The organism is Bifidobacterium callimiconis, from assembly GCF_003952005.1.
Lineage (GTDB): Bacteria > Actinomycetota > Actinomycetes > Actinomycetales > Bifidobacteriaceae > Galliscardovia > Galliscardovia callimiconis.
On the sequence record NZ_QXGJ01000006.1, the window covers coordinates 1 to 19,040 of the forward strand.

The 19,040-nt window shown below is 61.1% G+C and carries 18 protein-coding genes and 1 pseudogene; 17 read left to right on the forward strand and 2 right to left on the reverse strand.

The window, feature by feature from the left end; all coding sequences use genetic code 11:
• The 9 genes and pseudogenes from D2E23_RS11820 to D2E23_RS06490 form a co-directional block, all read left to right on the forward strand.
• Positions 1 to 181, forward strand: a pseudogene (locus tag D2E23_RS11820) (restriction endonuclease subunit S); the annotation flags it as partial.
• Positions 182 to 196: 15 nt separating this feature from the next.
• Entirely contained in the window at positions 197 to 385 is a 189-nt protein-coding gene (locus D2E23_RS06455; RefSeq protein WP_093961269.1) for an antitoxin VbhA family protein, read from the forward strand.
• A complete protein-coding gene (locus D2E23_RS06460) occupies positions 378 to 1,040 on the forward strand; it encodes a Fic/DOC family protein (protein WP_126030151.1) in 663 nt (220 codons plus the stop codon). The genes D2E23_RS06455 and D2E23_RS06460 overlap by 8 nt, the downstream gene beginning before the upstream one ends.
• A 23-nt stretch (positions 1,041 to 1,063) precedes the next feature.
• Positions 1,064 to 4,273 carry a type I restriction endonuclease subunit R gene (locus D2E23_RS06465; protein WP_126030152.1) on the forward strand — a complete coding sequence of 1,070 codons (3,210 nt, stop codon included), beginning with the start codon at positions 1,064 to 1,066 and terminating at the stop codon, positions 4,271 to 4,273.
• 131 nt (positions 4,274 to 4,404) lie between these two features.
• Positions 4,405 to 5,883, forward strand: a complete 1,479-nt coding sequence (gene argH, locus D2E23_RS06470) for an argininosuccinate lyase (RefSeq protein WP_093961272.1) — start codon at positions 4,405 to 4,407, stop codon at positions 5,881 to 5,883.
• A 172-nt stretch (positions 5,884 to 6,055) separates the two neighbouring features.
• Positions 6,056 to 6,622 carry an alkyl hydroperoxide reductase subunit C gene (gene ahpC, locus D2E23_RS06475; RefSeq protein WP_126030153.1) on the forward strand — a complete coding sequence of 189 codons (567 nt, stop codon included), beginning with the start codon at positions 6,056 to 6,058 and terminating at the stop codon, positions 6,620 to 6,622.
• Positions 6,623 to 6,750: 128 nt separating this feature from the next.
• Complete coding sequence (locus D2E23_RS06480) at positions 6,751 to 8,511, forward strand: FAD-dependent oxidoreductase (protein ID WP_126030154.1); 1,761 nt, start codon at positions 6,751 to 6,753, stop codon at positions 8,509 to 8,511.
• A 136-nt stretch (positions 8,512 to 8,647) separates the two neighbouring features.
• On the forward strand, positions 8,648 to 9,235 hold the full coding sequence (locus D2E23_RS06485) for an HD domain-containing protein (protein ID WP_126030155.1): 588 nt from the start codon (positions 8,648 to 8,650) through the stop codon (positions 9,233 to 9,235).
• The gene (locus D2E23_RS06490) at positions 9,232 to 10,191 is read left to right on the forward strand and encodes a putative ABC transporter permease (RefSeq protein WP_420829287.1); all 960 of its coding nucleotides are present in this window, start codon (positions 9,232 to 9,234) and stop codon (positions 10,189 to 10,191) included. The genes D2E23_RS06485 and D2E23_RS06490 overlap by 4 nt, the downstream gene beginning before the upstream one ends.
• 211 nt (positions 10,192 to 10,402) lie before the next feature.
• On the opposite strand, the gene D2E23_RS06495 is transcribed toward D2E23_RS06490, so the two are convergent.
• Both D2E23_RS06495 and thiS read right to left on the reverse strand, forming a co-directional pair.
• Complete coding sequence (locus D2E23_RS06495; protein WP_126030156.1) at positions 10,403 to 11,269, reverse strand: thiazole synthase; 867 nt, start codon at positions 11,267 to 11,269, stop codon at positions 10,403 to 10,405.
• A 117-nt stretch (positions 11,270 to 11,386) separates the two neighbouring features.
• Positions 11,387 to 11,581: a sulfur carrier protein ThiS gene (gene thiS, locus D2E23_RS06500; RefSeq protein WP_126030157.1), complete on the reverse strand. Its 195-nt coding sequence runs from the start codon at positions 11,579 to 11,581 to the stop codon at positions 11,387 to 11,389.
• A 417-nt stretch (positions 11,582 to 11,998) separates the two neighbouring features.
• On the opposite strand from thiS, the gene D2E23_RS06505 reads away from it, so the two are divergent.
• From D2E23_RS06505 to D2E23_RS06540, 8 genes are all read left to right on the forward strand, one after another.
• Positions 11,999 to 12,328 (forward strand): putative heavy metal-binding protein, encoded by a 330-nt coding sequence (locus D2E23_RS06505; RefSeq protein ID WP_126030158.1) that lies wholly within the window; start codon positions 11,999 to 12,001, stop codon positions 12,326 to 12,328.
• Positions 12,329 to 12,432: 104 nt separating this feature from the next.
• Positions 12,433 to 13,242: a HesA/MoeB/ThiF family protein gene (locus tag D2E23_RS06510; RefSeq protein ID WP_126030294.1), complete on the forward strand. Its 810-nt coding sequence runs from the start codon at positions 12,433 to 12,435 to the stop codon at positions 13,240 to 13,242.
• Between the two features lie 62 nt (positions 13,243 to 13,304).
• Positions 13,305 to 13,634 (forward strand): rhodanese-like domain-containing protein, encoded by a 330-nt coding sequence (locus D2E23_RS06515; protein ID WP_093961278.1) that lies wholly within the window; start codon positions 13,305 to 13,307, stop codon positions 13,632 to 13,634.
• 90 nt (positions 13,635 to 13,724) lie between these two features.
• Complete coding sequence (gene tyrS, locus D2E23_RS06520; RefSeq protein WP_126030159.1) at positions 13,725 to 15,035, forward strand: tyrosine--tRNA ligase; 1,311 nt, start codon at positions 13,725 to 13,727, stop codon at positions 15,033 to 15,035.
• On the forward strand, positions 15,032 to 16,909 hold the full coding sequence (locus tag D2E23_RS06525; protein ID WP_240541565.1) for a tetratricopeptide repeat protein: 1,878 nt from the start codon (positions 15,032 to 15,034) through the stop codon (positions 16,907 to 16,909). Before tyrS ends, D2E23_RS06525 begins: the two co-directional genes overlap by 4 nt.
• 36 nt (positions 16,910 to 16,945) lie before the next feature.
• Entirely contained in the window at positions 16,946 to 18,022 is a 1,077-nt protein-coding gene (locus D2E23_RS06530) for an HAD-IIA family hydrolase (RefSeq protein ID WP_126030160.1), read from the forward strand.
• A 33-nt stretch (positions 18,023 to 18,055) separates the two neighbouring features.
• A complete protein-coding gene (locus D2E23_RS06535) occupies positions 18,056 to 18,265 on the forward strand; it encodes a hypothetical protein (RefSeq protein ID WP_126030161.1) in 210 nt (69 codons plus the stop codon).
• On the forward strand, positions 18,262 to 19,002 hold the full coding sequence (locus D2E23_RS06540; RefSeq protein ID WP_126030162.1) for a TlyA family RNA methyltransferase: 741 nt from the start codon (positions 18,262 to 18,264) through the stop codon (positions 19,000 to 19,002). Before D2E23_RS06535 ends, D2E23_RS06540 begins: the two co-directional genes overlap by 4 nt.
• Positions 19,003 to 19,040: the final 38 nt, after the last annotated feature.

A 19,040-nucleotide genomic window follows, 5' to 3' on the forward strand; every position in this document is an offset into this window, starting at 1 on the left:
GGTCAATAACCTCAATAAAGATCTTGTCGGTAATGCAATGGTTCTTGTGCCGGGTAAGCATGAACAAAAGTTGATTGGTGGTTGCCTTGATTCTTTGGATTCCCTTATCACCCTTCATCAGCGTAAGTTGGAATTGCTGCAAAATATCAAGAAATCACTGCTTGAGCAGATGTTCGTCTGAGAATCGGAGGGAATCATGGATCGCAAACGCATCATGGAAGAGGCCATTCATTCCGGCGAGATGGAAGGCGCATACGTCTCTGCCGAATTTCGCAGTGACGCCGAACAGTACGTGAAGGGCGACTTTACGATCGAAGAGCTCATGACCAGAACCAAGCGCCGGTGGAAGATTGATAAGCCTGAAGCTAGGGTCGCTCATGCCTGATCGATTCGTTGACCCATATCTTGATCCGGCAAGCGGTGTACTGCGCAACCTCATCGGTGCTACAACCTATGATGAACTGCAGAACGCGGAAGGCGAGTTCGTTGCATTGCGAATGAACGAGTTTTTCACCCGCCCGATCCCTCATATGAGCGGATCGTTGGATGATTTCCGCATGCTGCACCGCAAGCTGTTTCAAGATATCTATGCTTGGGCCGGTGAAATCCGTATCGTGGAGATTCGCAAGAACGTTGCCGGAGCTGAGTTCTTCCTACCCTCCACAAACATCGCCATGGGTATCGGCTGGGCGCAGAATGAACTCAAAAAAGACAACATGCTGGTGGGATTTGAGCCGGAACGATTTGCGCAACGACTGGCCTACCATTACGACAACTACAATTTCGTGCACCCATTTCGTGAAGGCAATGGTCGGGTACAACGGCTGTTCTGGACCCTGCTGTGCCATGATGCTGGATACGACCTCGACTGGCGACTCGTCAGCGGCGAGGAAAACGACGAAGCGAGCCGACTCGCAGCGGAGAATCAGGATTATGAAGCGTTGGAGGCGATGTTTCAACGCATCGCGTCACCATGCGATCCACAAATGCCCATCAATGGAGAGTCACTGAGCGTTGGGCATCTACGTGCTAATGCGTAAGGAATGAGATACAGGAGGCGATCGTGATATTCGATAAGGAGTCGGATTTCGAGGAGAGCGTTATTTCGGTGCTTCAGCAGCATGGCTGGACGGACGGCGTGCTCACATATCCTACCGAGGCGGAGCTCATCGAGAACTGGAAGGGCATTCTCAACCGGCGCAATGCAGGCAAGGACTGCCTCAACGATCAGCCGTTGACCGACGGCGAGATGGCACAGATCATCGAGCAGATCGAAACGCTGCGCACCCCATTGGCGCTAAATTCATTCATCAACGGCAAAACCGTGTCCATCACGCGAGACAACAGAGATGACAAGGCTCACTTCGGTAAAGAAATCAGTCTAAAGATCTATGACCGCAACGAAATCGCCAGCGGCCACAGCGTCTACCAGATCGCCCAGCAGCCGGTCTACCCAGCCAAGAACAAGATGGTCAATTCCCGACGCGGCGACCTGTGCCTGCTCATCAATGGCATGCCACTCATTCATCTCGAACTGAAACGTAGCGGCATACCGGTGAGTCAAGCAATCAACCAAATCGAAAAATACGCACATGAGGGCGTCTTTACCGGGCTGTTCCGTCTCGTGCAGATTTTCGTGGCCATGAATCCGGACGATGCCTTGTACTTTGCCAATCCGGGAGTGGACAAGTTCAACCCGAGCTACTACTTCCACTGGGCGGATTTCAACAACGAGCCCATCTGCGGAGGTAACAAACCGGGTGCCGACGAATGGAAGACTTTCTGTGCAACGCTGCTCTCTATTCCCATGGCACACAAGCTTATTGGCTTTTACACCATTGCCGATTCGGCGGACGGCTGTCTCAAGGTACTTCGTAGCTACCAGTACATCGCCGCAAATGCGATTTCTGATACCGTTAGCACCTGCGATTGGGATTGCAAGCCTGCTTTGCCTGGCCGGCCTGGTGGCTACGTGTGGCACACCACTGGTTCTGGCAAAACCATGACTAGTTTCAAGTCCGCGCAGCTCATCGCCGACTCCAAGGACGCAGACAAAGTAGTCTTTCTCATGGACCGTATTGAACTCGGTACCCAGTCCCTGAAGGAGTATCGCAGCTTCGCTGATAATGAAGACGACGTGCAGGGCACCGAAAACACCGGCGTGCTGCGTACCCGACTCGCCAGCACTGATCCCTCAGACACCCTTATCGTTACCTCCATCCAGAAGATGAGCAACATCAAACTCGGCGAAGCCGGCGTCACCCAAGCTGAGCTGGACAGGATGGCGGACAAACGCATCGTCTTTATCGTGGACGAATGCCATCGATCCACCTTTGGCGACATGCTGCAGGATATCCGCCGGTCCTTTCCCAACGCGTTGTTCTTCGGCTTCACCGGTACGCCGATTCTGGATGAGAATCAAAAGAAGAATTCCACCACAGCCATGGTGTTCGGCAAATGTCTGCATCGTTATAGCATCGCCGACGGTATCCGAGATCATAACGTACTTGGTTTCGATCCGACCATGGTTACCACCTACCGAGATGATGATGTGCGATTGCGTGTGGCTCTGGATAAGGCGAAAGCTTCTGATGTGCCTTCGGCGTTAGCTGATCCGACCAAGGCCAAGGTATACGAACACTACATGGACAAGACCACAGTGCCGATGGGCGCGACCGTTTCCGAAACAGGTGAGCGCATAACTGCCATCGAGGATTTCCTTGACCGCGATCAGTACGGTGTCGGCAGTGATCATGAAGACATGGTCATCGCGGATATCCTCAGGCAATTCCCCGTGCTCAGCCATGCGAACAAATTCCATGCCATGCTTGCCACAAACTCCATTCCAGAGGCAATCAGCTACTACCGCTTATTTAAGGAACGAGCGCCCGAACTGCGTGTGACCGCATTGTTCGATCCGAACGTGGACAACAGCGCCGGCGCCACCGTGAAAGGCGACGCGCTCGCCGAAATCATGAGCGACTACAACGCGGCGTACGGGAAGGATTTTGGCATCGTCGACTGGCCTGCCATGAAGAAAGATATCTCAGCGCGTCTCTCGCACAAGACACCCTACGGTACCATTGATGCGAACCGAGAACAGCGACTCGATTTGCTCATCGTGGTCGACCAGATGCTTACCGGGTTCGACTCGAAATGGGTAAACACACTGTACTTGGACAAGGTGATCGAATACGAGAACATCATCCAAGCGTTCAGCCGTACCAACCGACTGTTCGGCCCGGACAAGCCGTTCGGCACCATCCGGTACTACCGGAAACCGCATACCATGCGCAAGAACATCGAACGTGCCGTGAAATTGTATTCCGGTGACCGGCCGCTCGACCTATTCGTACAGAAGTTACCGCAGAATGTGGAATCGATGGATTCACGGTACAAGGAAATCCTTGACGTGTTTTCGTCATCGGGACAGGGAGATCTACGGCAGCTACCCGAATCAGTGGAGGACAAACGCAAGTTCGCTAAGGAGTTCGTGGAACTCAGCCGATTCCTCGAAGCCGCGAAAGTGCAAGGATTCACTTGGGAGAGTGACTCGTTCGTATTCACGGACGAGAACGGCGAACAAGTGAGCGTACAACCGGAACTTGACGAACGCACGTACCTGATTCTGGCGCAACGATATAAGGAACTATTTGATGATCAGGAGCAGGGAGACGGTCAGGGAGACGGAGATAACGCGCCGGAAGCTCCTTACGAGCTGGACGGTTATCTGACCGCAATCGATACCGGTCTCATCGACACCGACTATATGAATGCCAACTTTGTCAAGTGGCTTAAGGCATTACGCGAGAATAGTCCTGAGCTGGAAGCAGCAGCCGCTCAGTTGCACCGCTCGTTCGCCACGTTGTCCACTGACGACCAGAGATTGGCGGAACTGTTCCTGCATGATGTGGAACGAGGGGACGTGGTTGTCGAGAATGGTTTAACCCTACGTGACTACATCACTCGATATGCAAAGCGTGAGAAGAATGAGCAGATCGACAAACTTGTGGAATGCTTCGGTGTGAAACGTTCACTGGTGGAGGAGTTCCTTGCCCGTCGTATCACCGAGACGAACATTGACGAATTCGGACGCTTTGGCGATTTGTATGCATCTGTTGACAGGAAGCGTGCGAAGGCCATACTTGAGGAATGGCAGCATACGACCATACCTCAACCCAAGGTGAACCGTAAGGTGCGCAGCCTGCTCCGGCGATTCGTACTCGAAGGTGGATTCGATATTGATGTGGCGCTCAGTCAAGGCGATGACTGAAGTGGCCCCCGATGTATCCGCGCGCTGATAGGCTGGCAGACGGTCGAAAACGTACGGAACGTTGATTTCGTTGATTTCCGCAAGCACTCAAGTACAAGCACCAAGCACAAGCATCATGAAGGAGAACATGCATGGCTGAGCAGTCCGAACACCTCGCCCTGTGGGGCGGCCGATTCACCTCCGGTCCCTCGCCCGAGCTGGCCCGTCTGAGCAAGTCCACCCAGTTCGACTGGCGACTGGCCGACGATGATATCGCTGGCTCCCGTGCGCACGCCCGCGCTCTCGGCCGCGCCGGACTGCTCACCGACGACGAGCTCAAGCGCATGGAGGACGCCCTCGACGAGCTGCAGCGCCGCGTCGACTCCGGCGAATTCACGCCGATCGAGGACGACGAGGACGAGGCCACGGCCCTCGAACGCGGTCTTATCGACATCGCCGGTGACGAACTCGGCGGCAAGCTGCGCGCCGGCCGCTCCCGCAACGACCAGATCGCCTGCCTCATCCGCATGTGGCTGCGCCGCCACTCCCGCGTGATCGCCGGCGAACTCATCAAGCTCGTCAACGCGCTGATCAAGCAGTCCGAAGCCGCCGGCCACACCGTGATGCCCGGCCGCACCCACATGCAGCACGCCCAGCCTGTGCTGCTCGCCCACCAGCTCATGGCCCACGCCTGGCCGCTGATCCGCGACATCCAGCGCCTCATCGACTGGGACAAGCGCATCGACGCCAGCCCGTACGGCTCCGGCGCGCTCGCCGGCAACACGCTCGGCCTCGACCCGGAGGCCGTGGCCCGCGAGCTCGGCTTCTCCCGCGTGACCGACAACTCCATCGACGGCACCGCCTCCCGCGATCTGGTGGCCGAGTTCGCGTTCATCGCCGCCATGACCGGCGTGGACATCTCCCGTCTTTCGGAGGAGATCATCATCTGGAACACTCAGGAGTTCGCCTTCGTCAAGCTCGACGATGCCTACTCCACTGGCTCCTCGATCATGCCGCAGAAGAAGAACCCGGACATCGCCGAGCTCGCCCGTGGCAAGTCTGGCCGTCTGATCGGCGACCTGACCGGTCTGCTCGCCACGCTCAAGGGTCTGCCCACCGCGTACGCGCGCGACCTGCAGGAGGACAAGGAGGCCGTGTTCGATCAGGTCGACACGCTCGAGGTGCTGCTGCCCGCCTTCACCGGCATGGTCGCCACCATGCGCTTCGACGCCGACCGTCTGGAGGCCGAGGCCCCCACCGGCTTCGCTTTGGCCACCGACATCGCCGAATGGCTGGTGAAGAACGGCGTGCCGTTCCGCCACGCGCACGAGCTCTCCGGCGCCTGCGTCAAGATCGCCGAAGGCCGCGGCCAGGAGCTGTGGGATCTGACCGACGACGACTTCATCGGCGTGTTCGCCGACTTCCTGCCCGCCGACAAGGCCCCGCAGGTGCGCGAGGTGCTCTCCAGCCGTGGCTCCGTCGACTCCCGCAACGGCAAGGGCGGCACCGCCTATGGTCGTGTGCGCGAACAGATCGTGGACGCCAAGGCCACCGTGGAGCCGCTCAAGCTGTTCGCCGACTCCACGTCGGACGGCTCCGCCTACAAGTCCCCGCGTGAGGTGCTGCGCTAGTCCGCATAGACCTGCACGGTCAAATCGCATGCGCCGCATGCGACAAATGTGATGTTGCTCATGCTCATTCTGCCGGCCGCGTTTCTTCAACGAACCTGAATCGCGGTCGGATACACTGGGCGTGGAAGCACAATGGTCGTACCGATCACGACCTTTTCGGAAAGGAATGTGCATGGGCAACTACATCAACACCGAAGTCGAGGACTTCACCGTCAACGCGTACCACGACGGCGAAATCGAAACCGTCTCTAAGCAGGATCTGCTGGGCCACTGGTCCGTCATCTTCTTCTACCCGGCCGACTTCACCTTCGTGTGCCCCACCGAGCTGGGCGATCTGGCCGACCACTACACCGACTTCAAGGCCGCTGACGCCGAGGTCTACTCCGTGTCCGAGGACACCGAATTCGTGCACAAGGCCTGGGCCGAGGCCACCGACACCATCGCCAAGGTGAAGTACCCGATGCTCGCCGACCCGGCCGGCAAGCTCGCCCGCTTCTTCGACGTGCTCGACGAGGAGTCCGGTCTGGCCTTCCGTGGTGTGTTCATCATCGACCCCGAAGGCAAGATCAAGTCCTACACCATCAACGACAACGGCATCGGCCGCAACGCCGAGGAGATCCTGCGTACGCTCGAGGCCGCCAAGTTCGTCCGCGAGCACGGCGACAAGGTGTGCCCGGCCAACTGGCATCCGGGTGAGGACACCATCGCCCCGAGCCTCGACCTCGTCGGCAAGATCTGATCGTCGCAGTCACTCCATCGATGATCAATCCGTCGATCATCGGCGATAGCACAACGCGATAACGTATCGTTTCCAAGGCGCCCGAATCATATTCGAGCGCCTTTTTCAGCAGTAAGGCAAGAATCATCATGAGCAACGAACATATCTACGACGTCGTCATCGTGGGCAGCGGTCCCGCCGGACTCACCGCCGGCATCTACGCGGGCCGCGCCACCATGGACACCCTGATCATCGAGAAGGACCAGGTCGGCGGTCAGGTCACCACCACGTCCGTGGTAGTCAACTATCCGGCGGTCAAGGAGATCGAGGGCACCGCCCTGATGAACCTGATGAAGCAGCAGGCCGAGGACTTCGGCGTCCAGATCGCGCACGACGACGTAACCGCCTACGAGCTCGACGGCGACGTGAAGGTGCTGCACGGCAAGAACCGCGACTATCGTGCCCGTGCCGTGATCATCGCATCCGGAGCCCAGCCCCGCCAGCTCGGCATCCCCGGCGAGCAGAAGCTGCGCGGCAGGGGAGTGGCCTACTGCTCCACCTGCGACGGCGAGCTGTTCAGCGGCCTGCAGGTGTTCGTGGTCGGCGGTGGCTACGCGGCCGCCGAGGAAGCCGACTACCTGACCCGATACGCCCGCAAGGTCACCGTGCTCGTCCGCGGCTCGCAGTTCAGCTGCCCGCCGCTCACCGCCGCCCGCGCACTCGACAACCCCAAGGTCGAAGTGCTCTACAACACCGAGGTCGAATCCCTCGACGGCGACGACTACCTGACCGACGCCACGTTCGTGAACAACAAGACCGGCGAGAAGACCCACTACCACGTGGCCGACGGCGATAACGTGTTCGGTATGTTCATCTACGTGGGCACCAAGCCTGAAACCACCGGTCTGGACGTGCTCGCCAAGGACGATCGCGGCTACATCACCGTGGACTCCTGGCAGCAGACCAGCATCCCCGGCGTGTACGCGGCCGGCGACGTGGTGTCCAAGCCGCTGCGCCAGATCGTGACCGCAGCCTCCGACGGTGCGATCGCCGCCACCGGCGCCGAGGAGTATGTGACCGCCGAGAAGAAGCGCCTCGGCATTCCCGTGGTGCCCAAGACCGCCAAGCCCAAGACGTCCGACGCCAAGAACGGCAATGACGGCGCCAATGCCAATGCCGCCGCCGCGACCGCGCCGAAGAAGTCCGCCACCGTGGGTCAGACCAGTACGATCTCCGACACCCCGTCCGTGCCGCAGCACAAGGGCGTGTGGTTCAGCGCCGAAATGAAGCAGCAGCTCGTCGGCATCTTCAACCGACTGACCGAGGATGTGACCCTGCTGCAGGTGGACGACGGCGGCCAGCCGAGCGTGGAGCTCGCCAGCTTCGCCAAGGAGTTCGCCTCCATGCACGAGCGTCTGCACTACCGCAGCGTGGCCGCCGATTCCGACGAGGGCAAGGCGATGATCGGCACCGCCGCCATCGTACGCTACCCGGTCTTCGTGCTGCTCGACAAGGACGGTACGTACACGGGCGTGAAGTTCAGCGGCATCCCCACCGGCCACGAGGTCAACTCGCTCGTCCTCGGCGTATACAACATCGCCGGTCCCGGCCAGGCCGTGGAACCGGAGCTCGCCGAACGCATCAAGGCCCTACCCGAAACGCACATCGAGATCGGCGTCTCGCTCACCTGCCACTTCTGCCCGGACGTGGTGGCCGCATGCCAGCACATGGCCGCCATGAACCCGAACGTGACCGCCGAGATGATCGACCTCGGGCTCTTCCCGGAGCTGCGCAAGGAGCGCAGGATCATGAGCGTGCCCGCCACCACCATCAACGACGGCGACATCCTGTTCGGCAGCCAGACGCTCGAACAGCTCGTCACCGCCTGCGAGAACGCACCCGCAGTCTGAGCGTTCATGACGCACTGGTGACCGGCATGTGACGGCCTTGTCAAATCATCCATACGGACGAAGTCATGCCCGTTATTGGTCATTTACAATCGGACTGACCAATAACGAGCATGACTTTTGTCGAAAAGGGGCTATTGTGCTGGCACGCCAGAGAATCCACGAAATCGTGCACGAATACGGGCGGGATGTACTCGAACACGAACGGATGCGCATCGAAAAGCACTGCTATCAGCATGGTGCCGTGACCACGTTCGAGCATTCGGTTCGCGTGGCCTGCCTCGCCGTGTATTTTGCCGACCGTCTGCACCTATGGCGGCACGTGGATCTGCGCTCGCTGGTTCGTGCCGCGCTATTGCACGACTATTTTCTGTACGACTGGCATTACGACGGCGACGGCTCGCACAAGCTCCATGGCTTCACCCATCCGCGTCGCGCGCTGACGAATGCGCTGCACGACTTCGACCTCAATCCCGTGGAACGTGACTCCATTCTGCGTCACATGTTCCCGCTCACACCGGTACCGCCTCGCTACATCGAAGGCTATCTCGTCACCATGGCCGACAAGATCAGTGCCACGCGTGAGACGTTCTCCATGGCGCGATTCTCCAAGCCCCAGCTCGACCCTGTTCCCGCCCGTCTTGCTCTGACCGACGGATCCGAGTCCGCGCAGAAGACGAACGACGGCGACGACGAGGCCGAACATCAGGAGGAAACCATCCGGTGAGCCATGACATCGTGTTGAGTGCGGGCATGACGTCCATGGACGCGGCTGTCACCGTACTGTATCTGGAGCATCTGTTCTTTTGGGCCGTGTGCTACAGCTTCCTCGGCTGGGTGTATGAGACGATCCTCGTTTCCGTTCAGGAACGACGATTCGTGAACCGAGGATTCCTCAACGGCCCGCTCTGCCCGATCTACGGTACCGGTGCGGTGGTCGCCATCGTGGTGCTCACCCCGTTGAAGGACACGCCGATGGCTGTGCTCACCATGTTCCTGCTGGGAGCCGTGGGAGCGTCGGTGCTGGAATACGCCACGTCATGGGTGATGGAAAAGGCGTTTCATGCCCGCTGGTGGGACTATTCGCATTTCAAATTCAACCTGAACGGACGCATCTGTCTGATCGGCGCGATCGTGTTCGGCGTGTTCGGCGTGCTGATCGTGGACGTGGCGCAACCGTGGGTGGAACGATGGACCGCACTGATCCCGTTGACGGCGTTCCATATCATCATCGCGGCGCTTGTGATCACGATCTTCATCGATTTCCTGATCACCGTGATCGGCCTCAGCGGCTTCGCCAGGCGTCTGGCCGAATTCACGCAGGCATTGGAACGCAGCCGCGACATCATTCGCGAACGGCTGGGCGACTATGGGCTCGATCCGATCGAGGCGCTGCAGCGGTATAGCGACGCAGCAGCCGGACGACTGCAGTCCTACACCGGTGCCGCCGCGGAGCGAATGCGTGATCTGGCCGACAATCTTCCCGAACTGCCGTCCTTGCCATCTCTGCCGCGTGTGCATGGTGTCGGCCGTCTGTATGACACATTGACCGACGCGCTCAACGCACAGCAGAAGCGTATGCTCCGTTCGTTCCCGCGTATGACATCCGTCGATTATGGCGAAACGATCAAGCAGCTGCGTGAGATGCTCAACCGCAACGACCGCAAGCACGACGACAAGTAGGGTCAGTTATTTTCCTTCCCCTTGAGGGGAAGGTGGCCGTCGAAGACGGACGGATGAGGTGACTGAGTTTTGGTGCCTTGTAGGGACGGGATCCCTCCCTCAGTCCGCCTTTGGCGGCCAGCTCCCTCCCTTGGAGGGAGCACGAAAAATTGGAGGTTCCCTCCGTAGAGAGGGGAACCTCCGCAAGAACGAACTCTGCAAAGAGCCAGGATCAGTGCAGGTAGCCGGTGGTGGGGCTGGACGGCACGGCCTGGCCTTCCGTCACCTTGCCCAGACCGGCCAGATAGGCGGCACGGCCGGCCGCGATCGCATCCTTGAACGCGCGAGCCATCAGCGGAATGTTGCCGGCGCTCGCCACGGCCGTGTAGGCCATCACCGCGTCGGCGCCCATCTCCATCGCATCACACGCCTGGCTCGGGCGGCCGATGCCCGCGTCAATAATCACCGGCACGTTGGCGTTGTCGATGATGATGCGAATGAAATCGCGCATGCGCAGACCCATGTTCGAGCCGATCAGCGAACCCAGCGGCATCACCGCCGCCGCGCCCGCCTCCTCGAGCTGACGGGCCGCGATCGGATCCGGGAACATGTACGGCATGACCACGAACCCTTCCTTCGCCAGCATTTCGGTGGCACGGATCGTCTCCGCGTTGTCGGGCAGCAGATACTTGGTCTCATGCTCGATCTCCACCTTCACGAAATCCGTATGGCACACCTCACGGGCCAGACGCGCGATGCGCACCGCCTCCTCGGCGTTGCGGGCGCCCGATGTGTTCGGCAGCAGCGTGATGCCCTCGGGAATGTAGTCGAGCACGCTGTTCTCCGTGGTCTGCGCACGACGCAGCGCCATCGTGACGATCTGCGTGCCGGCATGCTCCACCGTGGCCTTGATCAGGTTGAGATCGTAACGGCCGGAACCCAGAATGAAGCGGGACTCGAACTCATGGCCTCCAAGGTTCAGCGGCTTGTCGACCACCTCGGGAACGGGGGCGGCGGTGCCCACCGGATTCGTGACCGCCGGCTGCGGCGGCAGGGGAGTGGCGGCGACGGACTCTTCGGTGACGGGATTGGGAATCATGGTTACTCCTTTGTGCAATCGGCGCGATTGGGGTGATCAACGCGATTGCGTTCCAACGATTACGGACAATGAATGAACTGGCTGACTATTGATGATGTCTGTCGGCATGACCCGAACTCAGCCGCCTTGGACGAACTGGACGATCTCCATTACGGACTGATCGCCGAGCATGACGTCGGCGCGCTTGTCACGCGGCACAATGGCACCGTCCAGCTCCACCGCCACACGTTCGGCACGATAGCCGTGCTGCTCCAGATAGTCGGCGACACTCACCGCCTTATCCAGCGTGACCTGTTCTCCGTTGACCTGCATGGGCTCCTCCAAACTCGGCGAATATGAAAAAAGGGTGCACGAAACCAAGCCGTACCCTACGTGGTGCGCCCGTTCATGAACCCGTCATGCCATATTCGGTTATCGTCGTGGACACGGGATCGCGAAGAAAGCAAAGAAGAAACAGCCGTTCACGACGTGGGATTTGAAGACCATGCACTGCGTTGCGCAATCGAAGACGATTCCTTACGGCGGCATGACCCGCACAAGTTCCACGGTCGAAGCGATGCTTCCTCTCAGCCTTGCGGCTCCCGTTCGTTCGCAATCCACCCTACCCGTCCGCCCAGACTCCGGCGTGCCGCCGACATGTGCCGGGGCGGCGATGAAGGCACGGCGGCGGAATGACGGTAAGGTGGAAACACGGCCCCGATATCGCGGGGCACCGATTCGAAGGGAATCATCATGATCGTCACCACCACCCCCAGCGTCGAGGGATACACCATCACCGGCTACTACGGCATCGTGTTCGGCGAGGTCATCTCCGGCGTGAACATCCTCAAGGATCTTGGCGCCGGGCTGCGCAACGTGTTCGGCGGCCGCAGCCAGGGCTACGAGGACGAACTGGTCAAGGCGCGCGAGGAGGCGCTCGCCGAGATGCAGCAGCGCGCATCCGCGTTGGGTGCGCACGCCGTGGTGGGCGTGGACATCGACTACGAGGTGCTCGGTCAGGGTGACATGCTCATGGTCACCGCGTCCGGTACCGCCGTGCAGCTTGCCGCCAAGGGCTGATATCCGTCCAGCCTTGAATTCAAGATGTTGAGCGACCGACCGGCAAGGAGAACGACTTCATGGAACCGCAGCAGACCCAGCAGACGAACGCACCGAAACCGCGCATCTCGCTTTCGGACGACCAGGTCGAACGGTACGCCCGCCATCTGATCCTCAAAGGCGTGGGCGTGCGCGGTCAGAAGCGTCTGCTCGCCGCCAAGGTGCTGATCGTGGGTGCCGGCGGCCTCGGTTCCCCGGTGGCGCTGTATCTGGCCGCCGCCGGCGTGGGCACGCTGGGCATCGTGGACGACGACGTGGTCGACATGAGCAATCTGCAGCGCCAGATCATCCATGATTCCGGCAAGATCGGCACGCCCAAGGCCGAATCGGCCAGGGAAAGCATTGCCCGGCTGAATCCTGACGTGACGGTGAACACGTACGTGACGTCGTTCAACGCCGATAACGCCGCCGAACTGATCGCCGACTACGACGTGGTGGTGGACGCCACCGACAATTTCGCCGCGAAGTTCCTCATCAACGACGCCTGCGTGCTGGCCGGCAAGCCGTTCGTGCACGGCGGCGTGGTGCAGTTCGCCGGGCAGGTCATGGACTATGTGCCTGGTGAAGGCCCCTGCTATCGCTGCATCTTCCGCGAGATGCCCGCCGCCGGCGAGGTCCCCACCTGCAAGGAGGCCGGGGTGCTCGGCGCCGCCGTGGGCGTGATCGGCAGCCTGCAGGCCGTGGAGGTCGTGAAGATGATCACCGGGGCGGGCGATCTGCTCACTGCACGCATGCTCACCGCCGACCTGCTCACCATGCGGATCCGCACTGTTCCTCTGCCGGAGCACGAACCGGACTGCCCGGTATGCGGCGATCATCCCACGATCACCGCACTGGAGCCGGACAACTACATCCAGCCGGCGTGCGCGATCTGACATCGAACATCACGCTTGAACGCCTGCACATCGGAAGAGACAAGGAACGACAAGGGGAGACCATGATCGGTAACGAATTCGACGAGGTCGAGATCCGTCAGATGTCGCCGGAGGAATTCGCGGCACTGGACTATTCCACGGTCACGCTGCTGGACCTGCGCGAGCCTCATGAAGTGGCGGCGCACGGCATCGAAGGCGCCATCAACGCGCCATTCGACCCGTTGGCCAAGGTGCTGCACACCGTGCCGAAGGACAAGCCGGTCATCGTGTTCTGCCGGGAGGGCAGCTGGAGCGAGGAGGTGGCGGAGATCCTCATGGATCGCGGGTACGACGCCGTGAACCTGACCGGCGGATTCCAAGCGTACGAGCGGTATCTCGCACAGCGCGGATAATCATGACGCGCACTGTCGTGATGTCCTGAGAAACTGTAGTGTTGCTGGAACCAGCAATATTCAACACGATTGAGGAGTGACAGGGAACACATGTCTCAGGTCAGAAGCTACAAGGAAGCGGGGTTCGATTCTCTTCTCGAAGAGCTCGAATGGCGCGGTCTGGTCAATCAATCCACTGACAAAGAGCAGCTCGCCGAAGCATTGAACGGCGATCCCATCACCTATTATTGCGGCTTCGACCCCACGGCCGCCTCGTTGCATATCGGCAATCTTGTGCAGCTGATCAACATGCGTCATCTGCAGGAGGCCGGCCATCATCCCATCGCGCTGGTCGGCGGCGCCACCGGTCTGATCGGCGATCCCCGCCAGTCCGGCGAGCGCACGCTCAACCCCAAGGAGACCGTGGCCGGATGGGCCGACCGTCTCAAGGCCCAGATCGGCCGATTCCTGAAGACCGAGGGCGACAATCCCGTGCGGTTCGTCAGCAACTACGACTGGACCGCTGAGATGAGCGTGATCGACTTCCTGCGCGATGTGGGTAAGAACTTCCGTCTCGGCACCATGCTCGCCAAGGACACCGTGGCCCGTCGTCTGAACTCCGAGGAGGGCATCTCCTTCACCGAGTTCAGCTACCAGGTGCTGCAGGGCAACGACTTCCTGCACCTGTTCGACGAGTACGGCTGCACGCTGGAGCTTGGCGGCTCCGACCAGTGGGGCAACCTCACGTCCGGTCTCGACCTGATCCGCAAGGTGCGCGGCGAGAGCGTGAACGTGTTCACCAGCCCGATCATCACCGATGCGCAGGGCAAGAAGTTCGGCAAGTCCGAGGGCAACGCGGTGTGGCTCGACGCCACCATGCTCAGCCCGTACAAGTTCTACCAGTTCTGGTTCAACCGCCCCGACGTGGAGATGGAGAGCCTGCTCAAGGCGTTCACCTTCCTGCCGAAGGACGAGATCGAACGTCTGGTGGAGGAGAGCCGTACGAACCCGGGTGCCCGCGAGGCACAGCGCACTCTGGCCTGGGAGGTCACCAGCTTCGTGCATGGCGAGCAGGCCACGCAGGCGGCCATCGATGCGGCCGCGGCCCTGTTCGGTCGTGGCGGCGATCTGTCCGCGCTGGACGAGGGCACGCTCGAGGCGGCGCTGGAGGGCCTGAAGGTGGACGGTGCATTCCCGCAGTCCAAGGCCGGCGAGCGCATCATCGATGTGGCCGCGGCGGCCGGGCTGTTCAAGTCCGCGTCCGAGGCACGTCGTGCGATCAAGTCCGGCGGACTGTACCTCAATAACGCACGTGTGGAAGAGCAGGAACAGACATTGACCGACGACGACTTCCTGCAGGGACGTTTCGCCCTGCTGCGTCGCGGTAAGAAGGCATTGGCAGCAGTGGAGGAGACTCGATGAGCGAAGAACGCAACCATTCCGCGGGACGCGGTGGACATTCCGGCGGCTATGGCAAGGGTCGCGGCAACGGCGGCGGTTACGGCAAGGGCCGTGGCGGCAAGTCGTTCGGCGGCGGCCGCGGCCGTGACGACCGTCGTGGCGGCTACGGCAACCGTGGAGGCAACGGCGGTGGCCGTCGTTTCCAGCGCGACGGCGAGTTCCGTCGTTACAACGACGATCATGGCGATCGTCGCGAGGGCCGTGATGGCGACGATTCCCGTGGCGGCTTCAAGGGCGGCTACAAGAAGAGCTACGGCAACCGTGGCGGCAACGGCGGCTTCCGTCGTGACGGTGAGCGTCGTTTCGACCGTCGTGACGACCGTCGCGATGGCGGACGTCGTGATTTCCATCGTGACGACCGCCGTTTCGATCGTCGCGATCATGACGGTGAGCGTGACGATCGTCGTTTCGAGGGTCGTCGTGACTTCCGCCGCGATGATCGCAGGGATGATCGTCGTGATGGCGAGCGCAAGAACTTCCGTCGTGACGGTGAGCGTCGTTTCGACCGTCGTGACGACCGTAAGGATTTCCACCGCGACGACCGCAGGGGCGGTTTCCGCGGAGACCGTGATGATCGCAAGCCCCGTCGTTCGTTCGACGACAAGCCGCGCAATCCGCGCTACGCGAAGGATGGCGACGAGTTCAAGGGCGGCGATCGCCGCGAGCGCACAAACAACTACAACCGTGACGGCAAGGGGTCTCACGCCTTCTATCAGGGTGGTCGCCGCAACTCCGACGGCACTGTGTCGTACCCGTCGCAGAACCCGTACACGGATCGTCGTCCCGATGAGCCCAAGATGCCGAAGGGTCTGGAATGGTCCATGCTGTCTCCGGACGAGCGCGAGCGTCTGCGCGGTCTGAGCAAGGAGCACGCCGAGAACATCGGTCTGCACATGCTGGCCGCCTACACGCTTGAGGAGAGCGACCCGGAGTGGGCTCTCGAGCACGCCAAGTGGATCGCCCGTCAGGCGTCCCGCATCGACATGACCCGTGAGACGCTGGCTCTGGTGGCCTACCGTCAGGGTGACTACAAGCTGGCCCTGCGTGAGTTCCGCACCGCCTACCGTATGAACGGCTACGTGGACTACCTGCCGTTCATGGCCGACTGCGAGCGCGGTCTGGGCAATCCGAAGAAGGCCATCGAACTGGCCATGTCGGACGACGCCAAGCAGCTGCGCGGCGAGGCCAAGGCCGAGATGTTCCTGGTGGTGGCCGGCGCGTACGCCGATCTGGAGAATTGGGACAAGGCCATCGACATGGTGCACACCATCGGTCATGCCAAGGGCATTTCCGGCGGTTATCGCATGCGTGCCGTGCAGGCCGAGCAGTACTTCCTGGAGCAGGCCGGACGTACCGAGGAGGCCGCGAAGCTCGACGACTTCGTGGGTCGTCTCGAGGATGAGTACGCGGATGTCGAGGACGATGACGACACGATCATCGACAACGATCTTGAGGACATCGACGACGAACTGCTTGAGGGTCTGGGCATCGACCCGACGGCGTTCGCCGACGACGAGGATGATGAGGAATCCGACGATGAAAGCGCCGATTCCGATGATTCCGATGACGTCGAGAACGCGGAGGCCGTGTCCGACGAGGACGACGTGACCTCGGACGAGATCGACGTGGCCTCCACCACCGTCAACGAGCTCGACGAGCACGATACGGACGCCGACAACCCGCGCAATGCCGACGATGAGGAGACCCTCCCCGCCGAGGAGACCCAGCAGGGCGCCGACTCCGATTCCGATCCCTCCGATCCCGATGTCTCTGACGGCACCGAGGATGACGCCTCCGATGCGGAGGCCGAGGACGGCGTCGAGCAGGCCGAGTGAACAGCACACACGAGTAAACACGAATAGGGGAGCGGCATGACGCAATACATCAAGGGTTCGGACGCGCCGATCAGCGAGCGATACCGTCTGGCGCTGCTGGATCTGGATGGTGTGGTTTACCGGGGCAAGAACCCGGTGGAGCATGCCGCCGACTCCATTCGACAGGCGCAGTCGGCGGGCATGGTCATGGAATACACGACGAACAATTCGTCGCGCTTCCAGGCCGTGGTCGCCGACCAGCTGCGTGGGTTCGGGCTGGATGTCGAACCGTGGCAGGTCATCACCTCGTCGGTGGTGGCCGCCCGCATGGTGGCGCACCATGTGCCGGCCGGCGCCAAGGTGCTGGCCGTCGGCGCGCCGCATCTGCGCGAGGAGGTGACCCGCGCCGGTCTGACGCTGGTCGACCGTGTGGAGGATGGCCCGGACGCCGTGATTCAGGGATGGTATCCCGAGATCACATGGAACGAACTGGCATCCGCGGCGTTTGCCGCCCAGCGTGGAGCCCTGTATTTCGTGACCAATCGTGATCTGACGATTCCCCGCGAGCTCGGTATCGCGCCGGGTTGCGGGTCTCTGGTCAATGCCGTGATCGAGGCGGTTGGCCATCAGCCCCTCGGCTCGGCAGGCAAGCCCGAGTCCGCCATGTACGACGAGGCTCGTCAGCTGGTCGCCGACTCGCTGGCCGAAGCGTCGGGCGACCATGTCGACCCGATCGCCAAGGATCGTTGTCTCGCCATCGGTGACCGTCTGGATACAGACATCGAGGCGGGCAACCGCGGCGGCTACGATTCGCTGGTGGTGCTCACCGGCGTGTCCACGTCGAACGAGATCGTGCTTGCCGAACCGGTGCTGCGGCCGTCGTTCATCGCCAAGGATCTGCGCGGACTGAACGAAGCCCATCCGGAGGTTTTGCCGCAGGCCGACGGCTCGTGGGTATGCCGTAACGCCGTGGCCCGCGTGGCCGATGGCACGCTGCAGGTGCAGGAGAACGGCGATGCCGATCAGGCACTGGGCTCTCTGGACGCGCTGCGTGCCGCATGCTGCGCGGTCTGGCAGGCCATTGACGCCGGTGCGGACCGAGACGCCCTGACCATCCCCGAATTTCACATCTGAACATCTGAACATCACCACATCCGAGGACACGGCATGGCAGCAATGCATGACACAGCAATGATGACCGTCGACGCGCCCGCGGCATCGACCACCGAACCGGCCGATGATCGGCTCGACGTCTCGTCGGAATTTCCCCGTCTGTCCGGGCTCGATGAACGATCGTTCGACGATCAGATCGCCGCATATCGTTCCGTGCTCGATCAGCTGAAGGCGGAGCTCGACGGACTCCGCATCGAATCATGAGCAGGCTGGATCAGGAACTGGTCGAACGCGGTCTGGCGCTGTCCCGTTCCAAAGCACAGCGTCTGATTCGTCAGGGCGCCGTGACCGTCGACGGCGCGACTGTGACCAAACCGGCTGCCACGGTCGACGCCACGTCGGCAATCACGGTGACGGCCGACGACGATTACGTCTCACGCGGCGCGTACAAGCTCGTGGGCGCCTTTGACGCGTTCGGGCCACAGGGGCTGCCAGCTCCCGAAGGCTTTGACTGTCTTGACATCGGCGCATCCACCGGAGGGTTCACCGACGTGCTGCTGCGCAACGGTGCGGCTCGCGTCGTGGCGCTCGACGTGGGTCACGGTCAGCTCGACCCGCGTATCGCCGGCAATCCTCGGGTGATCGAAATGAGCGGCGTCAACATCCGCGACGTGCACGCCGAGGACCTGCCGTTCGTGCCGCGCATGATCGTCTCCGACGTCTCGTTCATTTCGCTGACGTATGTGATTCCCGTGATCGCGCGCATCGTTGGCCCGGTCGTGGACATCGTCCTGCTCGTCAAGCCGCAGTTCGAGGTCGGCCGTGGCAATCTCGGCAAGAACGGCATCGTGGAGAGCGAGGAACTGCGTCGGGGAGCTTTGGACAAGGTCATCGCCTGCGCCCGTGAACACGGATTGTCGGTGAAGGCCACTGCCGACTCGCCCATCGAAGGCACACACGGCAACCACGAATATCTGCTCTGGCTGCAAGGGCGGCAGTAATAGCGACGGCGGATAGTCGGACTTGACGACAGACGATG

Coding starts and splice junctions, on each gene's coding strand:
- D2E23_RS06455 (WP_093961269.1), top strand. CDS start 197: ATGGATCGCAAACGCATCATGGAAGAGGCCATTCATTCCGGCGAGATG.
- D2E23_RS06460 (WP_126030151.1), top strand. CDS start 378: ATGCCTGATCGATTCGTTGACCCATATCTTGATCCGGCAAGCGGTGTA.
- argH (WP_093961272.1), top strand. CDS start 4,405: ATGGCTGAGCAGTCCGAACACCTCGCCCTGTGGGGCGGCCGATTCACC.
- ahpC (WP_126030153.1), top strand. CDS start 6,056: ATGGGCAACTACATCAACACCGAAGTCGAGGACTTCACCGTCAACGCG.
- D2E23_RS06480 (WP_126030154.1), top strand. CDS start 6,751: ATGAGCAACGAACATATCTACGACGTCGTCATCGTGGGCAGCGGTCCC.
- D2E23_RS06495 (WP_126030156.1), bottom strand. CDS start 11,269: ATGATTCCCAATCCCGTCACCGAAGAGTCCGTCGCCGCCACTCCCCTG.
- thiS (WP_126030157.1), bottom strand. CDS start 11,581: ATGCAGGTCAACGGAGAACAGGTCACGCTGGATAAGGCGGTGAGTGTC.
- D2E23_RS06515 (WP_093961278.1), top strand. CDS start 13,305: ATGATCGGTAACGAATTCGACGAGGTCGAGATCCGTCAGATGTCGCCG.
- tyrS (WP_126030159.1), top strand. CDS start 13,725: ATGTCTCAGGTCAGAAGCTACAAGGAAGCGGGGTTCGATTCTCTTCTC.
- D2E23_RS06525 (WP_240541565.1), top strand. CDS start 15,032: ATGAGCGAAGAACGCAACCATTCCGCGGGACGCGGTGGACATTCCGGC.
- D2E23_RS06530 (WP_126030160.1), top strand. CDS start 16,946: ATGACGCAATACATCAAGGGTTCGGACGCGCCGATCAGCGAGCGATAC.
- D2E23_RS06535 (WP_126030161.1), top strand. CDS start 18,056: ATGGCAGCAATGCATGACACAGCAATGATGACCGTCGACGCGCCCGCG.
- D2E23_RS06540 (WP_126030162.1), top strand. CDS start 18,262: ATGAGCAGGCTGGATCAGGAACTGGTCGAACGCGGTCTGGCGCTGTCC.